This window comes from Methylomusa anaerophila (assembly GCF_003966895.1).
GTDB lineage: Bacteria > Bacillota > Negativicutes > Sporomusales > Sporomusaceae > Methylomusa > Methylomusa anaerophila.
Window position 1 is genome coordinate 1,874,151 of the sequence record NZ_AP018449.1, and the last position, 16,367, is coordinate 1,890,517.

Below are 16,367 nucleotides of genomic sequence, written 5' to 3' on the forward strand. Positions count from 1 at the left end.
GTATTAAGGGGGTTTCAGTGTTATGGGTCACCTGGCAGCAAAAGATGTCTATAGAAGACTGGGGGAGAAAATCGACAACCTCACTATAAGAGCGCCGTGGAACGAAGCTCTTCACAAAGTTGTAAAGGAACTGTACACCGAGGAAGAAGCCGATGTTGTTGTGAAGATGCCCTATGGGCTTTCCAATCTGGAAAGGATCGCGAAGATAACCGGTTACCCAAAAGACAAGCTCCGAGGCATCCTGGAAAGGCTGACAGAAAAAGGCCTGATCCTGGATTTGTATAATAACGGCGAATATCACTATATGCCTTCTCCTTACGTCATCGGAATTTATGAGTTTACCATGATGAGAACCAGGGGAAAACTAAGCACTAAGGTTTGGGCGGAATTGCTGGGTACTTATATGAAAGGGAGCGATATTTTTTTCAAAGCCAATTGGAAAGACGGCCAGCAAATATCCATTGCCCGGGCTATTCCTCACAGGGATACGGTAGCACCGGAGGAAGTTGTTGAAATTCTTCCTTACGAAAAGGCTGAGGCTATTGTGGCCGGCCATGATAAATTTGCCATCGGACTCTGCGCCTGCCGGCATGATAAATTTCACAACAACCTCAAGACTTGCGATGTTCCCCTTAAATCCTGTTCATCTTTCGGATTTGCAGCTGACTACCTTATCCGACACGGCATGGCAGAGGAAGTAACTCGTGGGGAAGCAATCGAGAACCTGGAGCGCTCCCGGGAATTCGGCCTGGTTTTTTCGGCAGACAGCGTCAAAGAAAATGTCACTTTTATTTGCAGTTGTTGTTCATGCTGCTGTGAGATTTTGGAGGGTATAAACAAATTCGGTTATCCCCACGTCCTGATGACATCGAGTTTCATAGCCGACATAGACCAAGTGAAGTGCCTGGGTTGCGGGAAATGTGCCAAAGCCTGCCCGGTCAATGCCATCTGCTTGGAACCGGCTGAATCTGAAGAAGAGGCAAACAAGAAGATACTGGCCAGAGTTGACCCTTCCATCTGCCTGGGCTGCGGCGTTTGCTCCCTCAAGTGTAAATGCAATGCTTTACACCTTAAAAAAAGAAAGCAGCAAGTCATTCACCCGGAAACAACCTTTGAACGTAATATATTGGCTTGTCTTGAAAGAGGGACCCTTCAAAATCAAATCTTTGACAATCCACAGGCTATTACCCACAGTGTGATGCGGGGGATCCTGGGAGGATTTCTGAGATTAGCTCCAGTTAAGCGCGGTCTCATGAGTGACTTGTTACGCTCCAGGTTCTTAGCCTTTCTTGCCACCGGAACGAAATTACAGGGCAAAGAATGGGTTACCAGGTTGTAGAATGAAAAAATCGGTCTATATAGGTCCCGTCAAAGAATTTCAAAGAATTGACATCCGGGTATTAGGATAAGCTGAGGTTAAGCGGCAGCGTCGAAGCGTTCTTAATACCCGGATTTAATTTCAATTCTTTTTCGTGAAGAAAAGCCGTTCCCTCTACGCAATAAGGGATAATGGCTTTTCTTCATTGCGGTATATTCAGGAACTTATACCGCTGGTACTCTGCGTCACCTAAATACATGGATAATCTTGCAGTCTTTTTTCGTCCTGCTTCGTTGTCGTCTCCTTACATATGTCCGATATGCGCGGCTCCTCCGCCTCGCAGGACAAAAAAATCCTTGCAACCTTATCTAATGATTTAAGTGACGCAGAGTACTAGAAGCCACTGGATAATAATTCTGAAGAAATAATTATCATACAAGGAGGGACTAAGCTTTGTTGCTGCAACAGGGAATTTCCGGCTCGAACGGGATAGCAATCGCCAGGGCCTTCCTCTACCAGGAGCAGGAAATCATAATCGATACAACGCCCATTACTCCTGATAAAATCAATAATGAAATCATTAAATTGTCTCAGGCCGGGGAGAAGGCTAAAGAGCAAATCAGCCATCTACGGGATAAGGCGCTGGCGGAAGCCGGCGAAGAACAGGCCAAAATCTTTGAAGCCCATTTGACCATGCTGTCTGACCCGGCTCTTTGGGGCGAGATGGGCGCCCTCATTAAGAGTGAGCATATCACCGCCGGCTATGCGGTTAAGCAAGTAGTCGACCGGTTTGTGGCTGTGTTCAGGTCCATGGACGATGAGTATATGAAGGAACGGGCGGCAGATATTGCCGATATCGGCGGCAGACTGCTCCGCAATGTGCTGGGCATCACCGCCAAAGGACTGGATTATCTGGACAGTGAAGTAATAATCATTGCCCATGACCTGACGCCTTCCGATACCATGGCCCTCAACCGGGATTATGCCAAAGGCTTTGCGGTAAATGTGGGCGGCCGGACTTCCCATGCCGCCATCATGGCCCGGACTTTGGAAATTCCGGCAGTATTGGGGCTAAAGGATATTACCGGTAAAGTAAAGGACGGCGAGCTGGTGATCCTTGACGGGATAACCGGGGCTGTCATTGTCTCCCCAACCCCGGAACTACTCACTGAATATAAAGAAAAACAACGCCAATACTACGCCGAACAAGCAGAACTGAAAAAGGTAATACCCCTGCCGGCAGTAACTACCGACGGCCGCCGCGTGGAAATCGCCGCCAACATCGGCACTCCCCGGGATATTGACGCCGTTATCGCCACTAATGGTGATGGCGTGGGCTTGTACCGCAGCGAGTTCCTGTATATGGATAAAGATTGCTTTCCCAGTGAGGAAGAGCAGTTTGCCGCCTACAGGATTGTTGCCCAAAAGCTGAGTGGCAAACCGGTCATCATCCGGACGCTGGACATCGGCGGTGACAAAGAACTGAAGTGCTTTCCCATGCCGCCGGAAATGAACCCTTTTTTGGGCTGGCGGGCCATTCGTCTTTGTCTTGCCGAAAAGGCCATGTTTATGACTCAGTTGCGGGCCATCTTACGGGCCAGCGCTTATGGCAATATTATGATCATGTACCCGATGATATCCGGCCTCACCGAGGTCCGGCAGGCCAATGCCGTGCTGGCGGAAGCCAAGGAGCAGCTGCGCTCGGAAAGAGTACCCTTTAATGAAAATATCAAAGTCGGCATCATGGTGGAAATTCCTTCGACAGCAGTGATTGCCGACTTGATTGCGCCCGAAGTGGATTTTTTCAGTATCGGTACCAACGATTTGTGTCAGTACACCCTGGCGGTGGACAGAATGAATGAAAAAATCAGCTACCTGTATCAGCCGCTGCATCCGGCCATATTGCGGCTGATTAAGCGGGTAATCGATGCCTCGCATCAGTATGGCAAATTCACCGGCATGTGCGGTGAACTGGCCGGCGACCCGCTGGCAGCTATAATCCTCCTGGGACTTGGGCTGGATGAATTCAGCATGAGCGCTTCATCCATGCCGCGTATTAAGAAAATTATCCGCAGTGTCGCTTATGAACAAGCCAAAGCCATTGCGACGCCGGCTCTTGATATGGCAACCCCGCAGCAAGTCGCCGCATATGCCGCCGGGGTGCTGAAAGACTGGGGCTTAAGTTGATTGCGATGCTGTATAAATACAAAACACGCTGGTTCTCAGCGTGTTTTGTATTTATACAGCAGAAATTCATAAAAATCATTAAGACTGCGTTTGGCGTCAGAAGGCAAATCGTCAATTGCGATTTGATTATCTGTATTGCTCGGAAAAGGTGCTTTTGACTCAAGTACAACTGTCGCCGGTTCCCTGCCCGGGCTATATTCCGGGATTGATTCCAGACGGCTAAATAAGCTGGCGGCGGCAGTATAAGGCAAATTGAAAAAGTCTAAAAGGGCGTTGAGCAAATTGACGGTTAAATTCGTTCGCATCCCGGTCTCGATCATACTAAGATAAGAGGTGGACAAGCGGACACCATACTTTTTTTCAATGGCTTTGGATACATCTTCTTGGCTTAGTCTTTTATTTTCTCTGGATATTTTTACTATTTCACCGAATGTCATTGCATCACCTGTTTTGTTGTTGGCCGCAAAATCGTTAAAATCCTGTTAACTGAAGGTAAAATTATTTTGGATAGTTAACTGGTAGTAATTGACTTGTTGTTATTTTCCAGCTATAATATTGGCAAAAAGAAATGAGGTCATGCTAATGTGTTATAATAGCGATACGGCGGAAAAACCGGCGATGATTCATGAAGGTGATGAAGGTGATTACAATGGACAGGGCAGGGATTTGTTGGCGGCGGTAAATAAACTCCGGCAAGTAATGTCGCAGTCTTTGGAAAGTGTGGATTCCATGCGGGCGATTCTAACGGAAGGAAAATCACGAACCGAATTGTCAGCGGCGGAATGGGCGGATATGATCGACAATATGCAGCAAATTCTTTACCTTGAATCCGCTATTGCGAAACTCAGAAACGGCTTCAACGCTTGGGGAGCAGCTTATTCTCCCCGCAACTCACGGGGATACACGTGTAAAGGATAATACATACGGTTATTCTTGACTTTTCGTTGGCTTTGCCATAAAATAAAAGACAACACAATATGGAACAGGTGCCCGTTTGGGCTTAATAGGGAAGCCGGTAAAAAAAACCGGCACGGTCCCGCCGCTGTGATGGGGAGCCGACTGCAACAGGCCACTGAAGGTAATTACCTTGGGAAGGCGCAGGACGGCAATGAGCCTAAGTCAGAAGAACTGCCTGTTTGACAATCACCGATATTACCCACGAGCGATGGGGAGGGGATTCGCATGTGAATTTCGCACGCTGATCTCTGTCATGGCTGGGTTTACCGGTGAGACAGGGATTTTTTATTTATAATTACTCAGGTTGTGTAATGCCACGAACTGCTTAGAAATCGTTAGATACCGTTGCATACCATAAAACATATTGTGAATGGTAACTCATGTGCTGCTGAGTAAACATAGTCAGACCGACTAGGCACGACGACGATTCTGATTTTGTTAGTTTAGCATAGTAGTTTGTGCGGGGACCTCACGGAGGCGTACTGGTGGTCCGCACAGACTACTTAAGGAAAGGCTAACTAGGCCAGAACGGTCGGAGTGAGGACCGCAGGAGTAACGACGCAAATGACGGTTTATAAGCAGTTCCCGTCTTATGGGTGAATAGTTCGATTTTATTGAAAGGTAGGCAAAAATCATATGGCAGGTATTTTTTACGGCGTAGGCGTTGGTCCCGGTGATCCGGAGTTATTAACACTTAAGGCCATCAACGCAATCAAAGCGGCGGATGTTATCATTGCGCCCCGCACGGAGAAAAAAGACGAGAGCACTGCTTTTACCATCGCAAAGCCGTACATTCAGGAAAATACACAGATACTGGAACTGGTTTTTCCGATGAATTACAATGCTCAGGCCCTTTCGGAGGCCTGGGTGAATAACAAGAATACTATTCTAGGACTGTTGGAAGCCGGGAAGAAGGTAATATTTCTGACCTTGGGCGATCCCATGCTGTACAGCACTTATATGTATGTTTTTCGGCTGCTTGAAGACTGCGGCCACGAAATCGTGAACATTCCTGGTGTCAACTCCTTCTGCGCCATTGGCAACCGGTTAGGTGTGCCTTTAGCGGAAGGCGGCGACATACTCAGCATTATTCCCGCCACTATCGACGAAGAACGCTTGGAACAGGTTTTGCAAGTGTCCGACAATGTGGTGCTGATGAAGGTGTACAAAAATTTCGCCCAGATTGTTGATAAGCTGAATAAGCATGGCATGACCGAAAATGCTGTTATGGTATCCAAATGCGGTCTTGAGGGCGAAGAAATCTTTCACGACCTCTCTGGAGCCGTAAACGATCAAAAAGTGAATTACCTGTCAACTATACTGACCAAACGCTCAAAAGTAAGTAAGCATGCCCTGGCATGAATGAAAAAGCAAATATCCTGGCGCAGGAGATTGTCAGGAAACAAAGGCAGGCACTGACCATCGGTCTGGTATTGACGTTGGCTGCTCTCGGTTTGGCGATCGCGTCGGTGACTTTTGGCCGGGCCGATATTAGTGTGGTTGACGTAGCCACCATAATATTCGGCAAATTAACCGGAAACCAAGAGATCTACAGTCATTTGGCCGGCGCCCAAAGCGCCATTGTCTGGGATATCCGGCTGCCCCGCATTATCTGCGCGCTTGCGGTAGGAGGGGGTCTGGCCGTAGCCGGAGTTGTGTTTCAGGCCCTATTGATGAATCCTCTGGCCGACTCGTACACCATGGGTGTATCTACCGGGGCGGCTTTTGGCGCAAGTATCGCCATTTATCTCAATATCTTTGCCCATGATAATCTGCCGGTAACCATATTCGCTTTTGCCGGCGCGGTGCTGACCTTGCTGGTGGTCATGTCCATCGCCCGGGTAGGAGGCTACGTTTCTTCCGCCAATCTGGTAATTGCCGGTATCATTGTCAGCAGTATCTTATCGGCTGCCATTAGCATGATCAAGAGTTTAGCCGGCGAGCAGGTTTCAGCCATTGTCGCCTGGCTGATCGGCAGTCTGGCCGCCAAGAATTGGGAACATGTGCTTTACGGCTTTCCCCTGATATTCATTGCCTGTTTTATTTGCTTTTACTACGCTGAGGATCTCAATATCTTGTCGCTGGGTGACCGGGAAGCCCGCAACCTGGGCATTGACAGCAGCAAACTCAGAAATATCCTGCTTGCCGCCGGAGCGCTTATCACTGCGGTATGCGTGGCCATCGGCGGCATTATCGGTTTTGTTGGCCTCATTGTGCCTCATATGCTGAGAATGACAGCAGGATCGGATAACCGGGTACTCATACCTTTGTGCGGTCTAACCGGCGGGATACTGCTATTGACTGCCGATACTTTCGGCCGTTCAGCCACAAATGTGGAAATTCCTGTAGGAGTATTGACCACATTGCTGGGCGGCCCTTTCTTCGTATATATCTTCCGCAAGCGTAACAAGACGCTGCAGTAGAGGAGCGGCGCACCAATGAATAACGCAGCAGCAATCGCAATGCAAAATATAAGTTTCCGTTATGGGACTGCCAGTATACTGAACAATATTAGTTTTAGCGTGCAGCAAGCTAGTTTTTGCGGCATTGTCGGGCCCAACGGGTCAGGTAAAACTACGCTCCTTAACCTGATTACCGGGGAGCGGCAGGCCAGTAACGGCAGCATTATTATCAATGGGAAGGATATACGTTCCTTTACCATCGAGGAATTGGCCCGGCATATTGCCGTAGTGCCGCAAAATGTGGAGATCCGGTTTCCCTTCACCTGTCTGGAGATTGTGATGATGGGGCGGACTCCCTATAAAGGAAGGCTGAAGGCTCTGGCGGCGAAAGATTATGAGGTTGCATACGAGGCGATGGAAGAGACAGATACCTTGCCTTTTGCCAACCGCCTGATCACAGAATTGTCCGGCGGCGAGCGGCAACGTGTCGTATTGGCCAAGGCCTTGGCGCAGCGGCCGCGGATTTTGCTTTTGGACGAAGCCTTTTCCAATATGGACATTTTCTATAGCATCAAATGCCTTACTCTCCTGGCTAAACTATGCCGGGAACAAAACCTGACCGTAATATCCATCATGCATGATCTTAATCTGACCAGTTCTTTTTGTTCAGATACCGCAGTGCTCCGCGCCGGCCGGTTGGTAAAATACGGCCCGGCCTTAGAAATTTTAAACCCTGAATTGATTCTCGACGTATTCAAAATTAGGGCAATCCGGGCAGGCGAATGCGGACTGGCAGTGGTGTCGGAACTATAAACGTTTAACTGTTTGGCTATTTCTAAGCAGACGTCTCTGCCAATATATTGGGCGCCACAAGGAATGAAAATGGAGAACGTTTTACCGCAGAGGCGCAGAGGGCGCAGAGGAACGCGGAGGGATAATTATTTATGTTTTTCAACGCTCTTGGTTATCCATTCTCTGTGTCCCTCTGTGTCCTCTGCGTCTCTGTGGTTCCGGTTCCTTTGTCTTAATAGTTCGAGGCATTTGATAATCTGAATAGATATACGACATTTTTGTTTGGAGGCTATACTATGCAGAAACGATTTTGGCTGCTCCTGGCTGCTGTTCTTTGTTGCGGTCTGATTGTCGGTGGCTGCGGCGCAGCCAATAAAACTGCCGGGGTTGCGGAAACCGGCGGTATCAAGATTGTCGATGACCTGGGCAAAACAATTGTTCTCAAAGAACCGGCCAAACGGATCATCTCCCTATACTCGGCTCATACTGAAAATTTATTCGCCCTAGGCCTGGACCAGGAAATAATCGGGGTCAGCACTACCGAGTCCTACCCGCCGGCAGCTTTAAAAAAACCGGTATTCGACTATCGGGCCGACCCGGAAAAAGTATTGGCCGCTCAACCGGACCTGGTAATCATTCGCCCGTTCATTGTGCAAAGCCATCCTGATTTTGTAAAGACGCTGGAGAATGCCAATATCAAGGTTGTATGCCTCTACCCGGAGAAGTTTGACCAATTTGACGAATATATTAAAAAACTGGCCATGCTCACAGGCAAGGAGCAGGAGGCCGCTGCCCGATTGCAAGCCTTCCACCAAAAGCTTGACGATATTACGGCTATTACCAAGAGAGCGGCAGCTCAGAAGAAAGTTTATTTTGAATCCACCGCCACTGAGTACCGGACCATCACAAATGACAGCATGACGGCGGTTCTTCTTAAATTAGCCGGTGGAATTAACGTGGCTGCTGATGCGACGATGATTAAAGAGGGCAGCAGCATTGCGACCTACGGCGTCGAGCGTCTCTTAATGAAGGCTGACGAAATTGATGTGTACTTGGCCCAGCGGGGCCCGATGAACGCCGGCATTTCTGTCGAGAACATTGTAAAACGTCCCGGTTTTGATAAAATTAAGGCCGTGCGGGAAGGGCAAGTTTATATCATCGAGGAAAGCCTGGTGTCAAGTCCTACCTTCCGGCTGGCAGCAGGTGCGGAAGAACTGGCAACAAAAATCTATCCCGAACTTTTCAAACAGTAAAGCTGTAAGTCGTACTTGACAATTCACGTTAATTGAATTTATAATGATATTGAGAATAAGTGTCAATTGAACAATGATTCGGTTGACATTATTTTTGACCCAATAAACGATAATGATTATCATTACATAATTAGTAAAAGGAGGAAATAGCTATGAAACTAGCAGAAGCCAAACGCGGTCAACGTTTATATATTGCAGCCATTCCTAATCCCACTGTCCGTGCCCAGGCTATCCGGTTCGGTATTGCCGAAGGGGCGGAAGTAGAGTGTTATGAAAAACTCCCCGCCGGTCCCGTGGTGGTATGTAAAGGTAAGCAGGAAATCGCCATTGGACGTAAATTGGCTGAGAATATAGAAGTGCGCCCTGCTTAAAATTAAGAAAGGAAGGAAATATGCATCACTGTCATAATTGTCTGGGCAACATTCCCATACCGGAAGGCGCCAGAAAAATCGTACTGGCCGGCAATCCTAACGTAGGAAAATCCGTATTCTTCAATGCCTTAACCGGTATGTACGTGGATGTATCCAACTTTCCCGGAACTACTGTTGATATATCCCACGGGCGTTACGGCAGGGATATAGTGCTGGATACCCCGGGGGTGTACGGTATCTCGTCATTTAACGATGAAGAAATTGTGGCGCGAGATGTAATTTTATCGGCAGATCTTATTTTAAACGTAGTAGATGCCGTGCACCTGGAACGGGATTTATTTCTGACTTTACAGGTAATTGATACCGGTATTCCTACTATTGTAGCGGTTAATATGACGGATGAAGCCGCGCAGCAGGGATTAAAAGTAGACATAGACCTGTTGGAGCATCTTTTAGGGGTACCTGTTATCCCAACCGTTGCCGTAAAAGGCCAAGGCGTGGAAGAGGTAAAGAAGCGGCTGTTTGAAGCCCGGACAGGAAATATACCGCCGGATTTAAAGAAAGAACTGGAGAGTATGCTTAACCGGATTGGCTCCTGGGCCGAGGCGCTCTTAGTGCTGGAAGGTGATCCTCATGTGGCCGAGCGTCATGGCATAGAGCCCGGTGACAAGCGCGAAGAGATTTATCACCAACGCCGCGACCGGGTTAACGATATCATTGGGCACACAGTTGCTGAAACCAATGAAGGAACCAGTTTTCGCACCAAACTGGGACGGTATATGCTAAGACCCATAACCGGTGTCCCGATTTTCGTCTTTGTATTGTATCTAATGTATTACCTGATTGGTGTTATCGTAGCTCAGGACATTGTCGGGTTTACCGAAGAAAATGTTATGCAGGGAATGTATGAACCGGCGATACGGAGCCTGATTGGAGCCTTTATCAGTGAAGAATCCGTACTCGGCACAATCTTAATTGGGGAATTCGGGCTTTTAACTCTTACTGTGACATATATACTGGGACTATTGCTGCCTTTGGTTGTCGGCTTCTATTTTGCCCTTTCGATCATGGAAGATTCCGGCTACCTGCCGCGTTTGGCCACTCTGGTAGACCGGGTAATGACAAGCATTGGCCTGAACGGGCGGGCGATTATCCCTGTCATTCTTGGCTTCGGTTGCGTAACCATGGCAACGATTACAACCCGTATTCTGGGGACCAAACGGGAACGGACTATTGCTACCGCCGTGCTTGGCCTGGCTATTCCCTGCTCGGCGCAACTTGGTGTTATCGCCGGTATGCTGGCTGGAATCGGCCCGCAATATATTGCCGTTTATATTGTCGTAATGCTTGCCGTACTGGGTCTCGTCGGTAAAATATTAAACAAGGTACTACCGGGAGAGTCTTCCGACCTGCTGATTGACCTGCCGCCTATCCGGTTGCCGAGAGGCGAGAACGTCCTCAAGAAAACAGTAACTAAATCCTATGCTTTTCTTTTGGAAGCAACCCCGTTGTTTATGCTGGGAGCCCTCATTATCTCCGTTCTCCAGATATCAGGTCTTCTGGAAGGTATTCAATTGGCATTGGCGCCTCTCACAGAAGGAATTCTCTATCTGCCCCGTGAAACCGCTACCGCTTTTATCATGGGAATGATCCGCCGGGACTTCGGTGCTGCCGGATTGAGCGACATGGATTTAACGCCGGCGCAAACGCTGGTATCCTTAGTTACCATCACTTTGTTTGTACCTTGCATTGCTTCCGTGATTGTCATGTTGAAAGAACGGGGCACGAAAGAAGGAGCGCTCATTTGGGTAAGTTCCTGGATATTTGCCTTCGTGATCGGCGGCATTGTGGCCAGAATCGTGATGTAGCACCGTACCAGCCGTGAGGTGAGATACAAATGGATAAAGTCATTTGTCCACAATGTAAATATGTCAGTGAAGCGGGTACCATCCGCTGTCCCCGCTGCAACAAGATCCTGCTTACCCAGTGCAGCGGCAATTGTTCTAAATGCAAAGAGCATAGGACATGCGAAGTTAAAGCTTAAAACCAGCATTACAACAAACTACTAGACCCCAGGCGTTACCGCCTGGGGTCTGTTACGTCAGTATTCTGTTACACCAGTATGTTTATTTATCCACCGGGCGATCCATAATTGCAACATCGCCTTCTTCACCGGTACGAATGCGCACAGCGTTGGCGATAGGGTACACAAAGATTTTGCCGTCGCCGATTTTGCCAGTATAACATGCTTTCTTGGCGGCTTCCAGCACTTTTTCCACCGGGACTTCACAAACCACGATTTCAATTTTTACTTTCGGGACAAGATTAATATTGTATTCTTGGCCCCGGTATACCTCTTTGTGACCCTTGGTAAGACCACAGCCGTATACCTGGGTTACCGTCATGCCGGTAACCCCGATCTGATTCATGGCTTCTTTCAGTTCTTCGAGTTTTTCCGGGCGGGTGATAATATCTATTTTTGTCATCGGTCTCATGCATATCCCCCTTTTAACAAGTGATTTAATTTCAGTTTAAGCCAAAGTTGTCTTTTTGGCAAGTGTCGTTTCGCTTTCCAGGCCGGTGTTGCCAACCGTAAAGGTGACAGGCGATCCAGTCGTGATATCCTGGTATGCGTAGCCTCTCTCGCCATGTTCAGTAAGATCAAGACCTTGAACTTCCTGGTCGGCATCGGTGCGTACTTTCATGAATATGCCGATTATTTTGATGATGATGAAAGTCATAACAGCGGCGAATACCCAGCTGGCTACGACGCCGATTAACTGATTGGTCAACTGACCGGCGTTGCCATAGAACAGGCCGTCGGCGCCGGCGGGGTTAACAGCTTTGGAAGCGAAGAGACCGGTAGCGAGAGCTCCCCATGTACCGCCAACACCGTGAACACCAAAAGCATCCAGAGAATCGTCATAACCCAGTTTGCTTTTTACAACTGCAACCGCCAAATAGCAGATTATGCCTGCGCCAATACCAATGATGACGGCGGGGATGGCGCTGACAAAACCTGCGGCGGGGGTGATGGCTACGAGACCGGCCACACAACCGGAAGCGGCGCCAAGAACAGTAGGTTTGCCGTGATGCAGCCATTCGGTGAATACCCAGGAAACAGTAGCGGCGGCAGCAGCGAAGTGAGTTGCCATAAATGCGCTGGCAGCAAGGCCATTAGCGCCAAGAGCGCTGCCGGCGTTGAACCCGAACCAGCCAAACCACAGCAAAGATGCGCCGATAACAGTCATTGGCAGGTGGTGCGGCATAATAACTTCGGTGCCGTATCCTTTACGTTTGCCAATCATTAGACAGATTACAAGGCCCGATACGCCGGAGAGAATGTGTACAACCGTGCCGCCGGCAAAATCCAGAACGCCAAGTTCACGCAGCCAGCCGCCGACACCCCAAACCCAGTGGGCAACAGGATCATAAACGAAGGTTGCCCAAAGGAGAGTAAAAACAACAAAAGCAGGAAACCTCATACGTTCAGCAAAGGAACCGGTAATAAGAGCGGGAGTTATAACCGCAAACATCGCCTGGAAGATCATAAATGCCAGTTGCGGAATGGTTGCGGCATAGTCGGCGTTTGGATCTTGCCCTACACCATTCAGACCGAGCCAATCCAGACCGCCGATTAAGTGGTTTATGTCGGGACCAAAAGCCAGGGTGTAACCCCAGAGCGCCCATTGAACCGATATAAGTCCTACGATAAAAAAGCTTTGCATGATCGTGCCCAAAGCGTTTTTAGTTCTTACCATGCCACCGTAAAATAAGGCCAAACCGGGAGTCATAATCATGACAAGTGCGGCGCTAATAAGAACGAAACTAGTGTCCCCGGTATCGATTTTGGCTGCTTCGGCAGCAGCAGCGGCAGGTTGCTCATCGGCGAAAACCACTGGCGCCAGTAAGACGGCCAACATGAGAACCAAACCAAGAATTACCCATACTTTTTTCATAAAAAATCCCCTTCCTTATATTATTATTTGCTATATTTGGAAAAAGCAAAGACGCCCTGAGATTCTCGGGACGCCTTTGTCCTTACCCACAGAAAAATAAACACAAAACGCCTCCGCAAATTGCGAAGGCGTCATTGCCTAATTCGAATATAAATTATAGTCATACTATAACAGAGAGAAGGGCTGAAGTCAACCAAAAATATCCTCTCGACAAATTTTTATTTAGTTGTCCGCTCAGGGAAAACAAAACCGCGAGATAGAATGGCATTTTGTAGATTACCAGAATACAACTGCCGCAATTTATTGTATTTTAGTGAATTTTATGTTAATATATAATACTGTATGAATAGTCCCGATAAAACATATGGGAGCGGATGGGGCCTGGTGGTCCCTGCGGTCTTCAAAACCGTTCGCGGGGCGCTAATCCGTCCTGGGTGGGTTCGATTCCTACACGCTCCCGCCAATAGAGAAATAGCGGATCTGCAGCATTTAGCTGCAGATTATTTTATTGTGTTCCCAACTCGGAAAAGGGCATTGGGAACAGTATTGGGAACAGTGGGGCAAAAAAATAAAATCACTTTTGCTTTTTTTGAGTCTTTTTTGATAACTTGTTAAAGAGGATAGAATTCATTTTGTTAGCCATATTCTTGCTTGCTTCATCGAAAGAATGGACATAAATATTCATAGTGGTACCAATAGTTGAGTGTCCCAATAGCTTAGATACTTCTGCAGCGGATGCCCCGTATTTAATCAGCAAGCTGGCAGCAGTATGTCGAAGACCGTGAAATGTGACATGAGGTAGTCCCATTTTTTCAACCCACTTGGGAAACGCAGTACTTAACGTGTTCGGCTTTAGACGGGTGCCAAGATATGTGGTAAAGACGGCATCATCTTTATCTATCCACTTAGGACCTAAAAATAATCTCTGAGCAGACTGCTCGGCTTTGAGTTTTTCTAAAAACTTAATTACCGGCTTTGGTAAAGTAACTTTTCTGATGGATGACTCGTTTTTAGGCAATTTTTCGAAGTGATCAAACTTGGGAACATATTGATAAGATTTTTCAATATTGACTTCTCCAGTTTTAAGATCCACCCTTGGCCATGTCAATCCGAGTACTTCACCCAGGCGCGAACCAGTAGAAAGCGTAAGCAGGATTAGTGCCTGATCGCGGACGGGACGTTTTAACAACTCTCTATGTAGGATTGTCGTTTCGGCCTCAGAAAACCCTTTGGTAATGCTTTTCTTTATTTTAGGCGATTCAACCGACGATACTGGATTAACTACAATGTATTGCCAGTCTTTTGCTTTCTCAAGGATTGAATGTAGAAGCCGATAATGGTGTAGGATGGTCTGCTGAGATAATGGTTTGTCCTTTTTCGATTCAGTTTTGGTTTTTCGAATCCCCGGTTCTTCTAGATTTTTCAAAAATTCCATAATAGATTTAGGTTTAATATTTTTTAATCGCAGGTTTCCGAGTGAAAATAATATTCGTTCAAGTAGTTGATCATAACGCCAGACTGTTTTGGGCGCTAATTTTTTTCTTTCAACATGAAGCGGTTTCCAAACATTATTAATAAAATCTTTAAGCTTGATATTCTCAGTGTCTGTTACGGTACCTTTTTCAACCTCTGCCGTAAAAAGGGCTACTTGCTTTTCTAGTTCGCGTTTATGCTTTTCGCTTTCGGGGTCGCCGGGGATTTTTATTGTCCGGCGATACATGATGCGCTTTCCACTTAAATCAGTACCACCGGAAATAGTGATTCGATATGAGTTTTTCCCACGTGGGGTGATATTTGCCATTAAAATCCTCCTTTTAATTAAACTTATTGTTGTTTTATAAGCGATTATTCACTTTTTAAGATCAGCCAATTTCCCCGGAATTCCCAGAGCCATAGCCAGCAAATATATACTGCATTCCGATTTTTTTACTAAGCTGTCCGGCATAAGTAATTCTACAGCAAAAGTATTTGCTTCACGTTCTATTTTGTCAGTTGAGAATAATGTATGAGATTTGAGAAATGGAGTATTCATATCAGCGTGTCGTATAGCATGTCCCAGTTCATGAGCACAAACAAAATTCTTTAAATTATCGGGAATTTTATTATTCAAGTGGATAAATTTACTGCGTTTGTATTTATTAAAAAAGCCGAGTGTGTTTTTCATATCGGAGTATATAAGTATAATGTTTAAATTATTCGCTATGATAAAGGGATTATTGGTATTATGGCTCCCAATAAGATGTTCTACGTCTTTTTTGATATCCAAAAAAACTCACTCCTTACGGTGCTTTTTAGGAGTGAATTTTTTCTTTGCAATTTGCTTAGCAAGTCGCATAGAATATTCCAAGCTTGCTTTAAGTAACTCCCTATCTTCTTCATCTTCAGGCTCATTAAATGCAGCCATACCAGATTTATCATCAAGAGAGGTAAGCATAGCTTCAAGATCTTTAGCAATCTCACGTTCATCTTTGGAAGAGAGAGGTGGAAGGGGGGTGCTAGATTGAGTGTGTTCTTCTAAATTGCGATTAACTAAATCCGTATATTTCTTATTTTTCGCAAGCTTTAATGCCTCTTGTTCCTCGGGCGAAAGTATGTGTTTAAGAAGTACTTCTCTCGAGAGTGTCCCCACACCGGGGAAAAGCTCAATGCCCTCCGGAGTTATTGAACTAATTACTTTCGCTATTGCTTCTGACGGGTCAATTGTTTCGTAAATTAGATGCCTATTTATGGAAGGACTAGAAGTATCTTCTTTTAGTGCATCTTCTGCGACGGCCTTCTGAAATGCGAGGGCTTTTTTTATATTACCGTCAAAATGGTCTAATACAGGCCCTTGTAATTCTGCAGTTAAATCAAAGTCGTTATAGTTAGTAAGGTCATCAGTATAACCTAATAAGTAGCTAGGAGCAACATTTAATACAGTTGCCAATTTATATATATTTTTTTGCTTTGGTTCGTAATCTCCTGATAAATATTGACTGATAGAAGATTTACCAATTCCAGTTTTTTCACTTAATTCCGATTGTTTCATATTGGCTCTATCCATAGCTTTTTGTAGTCTTACATGAAAGTTGCCCAAAGCTTTAACCCCCTTCTTATCCAATTATACAGACGATGTTCAGAAAACGCAA

General features: G+C 46.6%; 15 protein-coding genes, 1 tRNA gene and 1 riboswitch. Of the genes, 10 read left to right on the plus strand and 6 right to left on the minus strand.

The features are described from left to right. The first annotated feature begins 22 nt into the window (after positions 1-22). Positions 23-1,339, plus strand: coding sequence for a 4Fe-4S binding protein (locus MAMMFC1_RS08220; protein ID WP_126308075.1), 1,317 nt, complete (start codon positions 23-25; stop codon positions 1,337-1,339). A 432-nt stretch (positions 1,340-1,771) separates the two neighbouring features. Next, positions 1,772-3,505, plus strand: a complete 1,734-nt coding sequence (gene ptsP, locus MAMMFC1_RS08225; protein WP_197723952.1) for a phosphoenolpyruvate--protein phosphotransferase — start codon at positions 1,772-1,774, stop codon at positions 3,503-3,505. Positions 3,506-3,540: 35 nt separating this feature from the next. On the opposite strand, the gene MAMMFC1_RS08230 is transcribed toward ptsP, so the two are convergent. After that, positions 3,541-3,942 (minus strand): helix-turn-helix domain-containing protein, encoded by a 402-nt coding sequence (locus MAMMFC1_RS08230; RefSeq protein WP_126308076.1) that lies wholly within the window; start codon positions 3,940-3,942, stop codon positions 3,541-3,543. 145 nt (positions 3,943-4,087) lie between these two features. On the opposite strand from MAMMFC1_RS08230, the gene MAMMFC1_RS08235 reads away from it, so the two are divergent. The 7 genes from MAMMFC1_RS08235 to feoB all read left to right on the plus strand — a co-directional run bounded on the left by MAMMFC1_RS08235 (position 4,088) and on the right by feoB (position 11,148). Further along, positions 4,088-4,423, plus strand: a complete 336-nt coding sequence (locus MAMMFC1_RS08235; protein WP_126308077.1) for a hypothetical protein — start codon at positions 4,088-4,090, stop codon at positions 4,421-4,423. A 49-nt stretch (positions 4,424-4,472) separates the two neighbouring features. Further along, a riboswitch (cobalamin riboswitch) is annotated at positions 4,473-4,655 on the plus strand. A 443-nt stretch (positions 4,656-5,098) separates the two neighbouring features. After that, entirely contained in the window at positions 5,099-5,824 is a 726-nt protein-coding gene (gene cobI, locus MAMMFC1_RS08240) for a precorrin-2 C(20)-methyltransferase (RefSeq protein WP_126308078.1), read from the plus strand. Further along, complete coding sequence (locus tag MAMMFC1_RS08245) at positions 5,821-6,885, plus strand: FecCD family ABC transporter permease (RefSeq protein WP_126308079.1); 1,065 nt, start codon at positions 5,821-5,823, stop codon at positions 6,883-6,885. Before cobI ends, MAMMFC1_RS08245 begins: the two co-directional genes overlap by 4 nt. A 15-nt stretch (positions 6,886-6,900) precedes the next feature. After that, positions 6,901-7,677 (plus strand): ABC transporter ATP-binding protein, encoded by a 777-nt coding sequence (locus MAMMFC1_RS08250; RefSeq protein ID WP_126308080.1) that lies wholly within the window; start codon positions 6,901-6,903, stop codon positions 7,675-7,677. A gap of 275 nt (positions 7,678-7,952) precedes the next feature. Next, complete coding sequence (locus tag MAMMFC1_RS08255) at positions 7,953-8,909, plus strand: ABC transporter substrate-binding protein (protein WP_126308081.1); 957 nt, start codon at positions 7,953-7,955, stop codon at positions 8,907-8,909. Between the two features lie 152 nt (positions 8,910-9,061). Beyond that, on the plus strand, positions 9,062-9,280 hold the full coding sequence (locus MAMMFC1_RS08260) for a FeoA family protein (RefSeq protein ID WP_126308082.1): 219 nt from the start codon (positions 9,062-9,064) through the stop codon (positions 9,278-9,280). A 20-nt stretch (positions 9,281-9,300) separates the two neighbouring features. Continuing rightward, positions 9,301-11,148: a ferrous iron transport protein B gene (gene feoB / locus MAMMFC1_RS08265; protein ID WP_126308083.1), complete on the plus strand. Its 1,848-nt coding sequence runs from the start codon at positions 9,301-9,303 to the stop codon at positions 11,146-11,148. Positions 11,149-11,406: 258 nt separating this feature from the next. Here the strand turns inward: feoB and MAMMFC1_RS08270 are convergent, their stop codons facing one another. Together MAMMFC1_RS08270 and MAMMFC1_RS08275 are read right to left on the minus strand one after the other, a co-directional pair. Then, positions 11,407-11,775, minus strand: coding sequence for a P-II family nitrogen regulator (locus MAMMFC1_RS08270; RefSeq protein ID WP_126308084.1), 369 nt, complete (start codon positions 11,773-11,775; stop codon positions 11,407-11,409). A gap of 36 nt (positions 11,776-11,811) precedes the next feature. Beyond that, on the minus strand, positions 11,812-13,239 hold the full coding sequence (locus MAMMFC1_RS08275; RefSeq protein WP_126308085.1) for an ammonium transporter: 1,428 nt from the start codon (positions 13,237-13,239) through the stop codon (positions 11,812-11,814). Positions 13,240-13,605: 366 nt separating this feature from the next. On the opposite strand from MAMMFC1_RS08275, the gene MAMMFC1_RS21425 reads away from it, so the two are divergent. Continuing rightward, a tRNA-Sec gene (locus MAMMFC1_RS21425) sits at positions 13,606-13,702 on the plus strand. A 111-nt stretch (positions 13,703-13,813) separates the two neighbouring features. On the opposite strand, the gene MAMMFC1_RS08280 is transcribed toward MAMMFC1_RS21425, so the two are convergent. The 3 genes from MAMMFC1_RS08280 to MAMMFC1_RS22320 are packed head-to-tail and all read right to left on the minus strand — an operon-like array spanning position 13,814 to position 16,315. Then, positions 13,814-15,040: a site-specific integrase gene (locus tag MAMMFC1_RS08280; protein ID WP_126308086.1), complete on the minus strand. Its 1,227-nt coding sequence runs from the start codon at positions 15,038-15,040 to the stop codon at positions 13,814-13,816. 48 nt (positions 15,041-15,088) lie between these two features. After that, positions 15,089-15,505 (minus strand): ImmA/IrrE family metallo-endopeptidase, encoded by a 417-nt coding sequence (locus tag MAMMFC1_RS08285; protein WP_126308087.1) that lies wholly within the window; start codon positions 15,503-15,505, stop codon positions 15,089-15,091. A gap of 6 nt (positions 15,506-15,511) precedes the next feature. Beyond that, positions 15,512-16,315 carry a helix-turn-helix domain-containing protein gene (locus MAMMFC1_RS22320; RefSeq protein ID WP_126308088.1) on the minus strand — a complete coding sequence of 268 codons (804 nt, stop codon included), beginning with the start codon at positions 16,313-16,315 and terminating at the stop codon, positions 15,512-15,514. Positions 16,316-16,367: the final 52 nt, after the last annotated feature.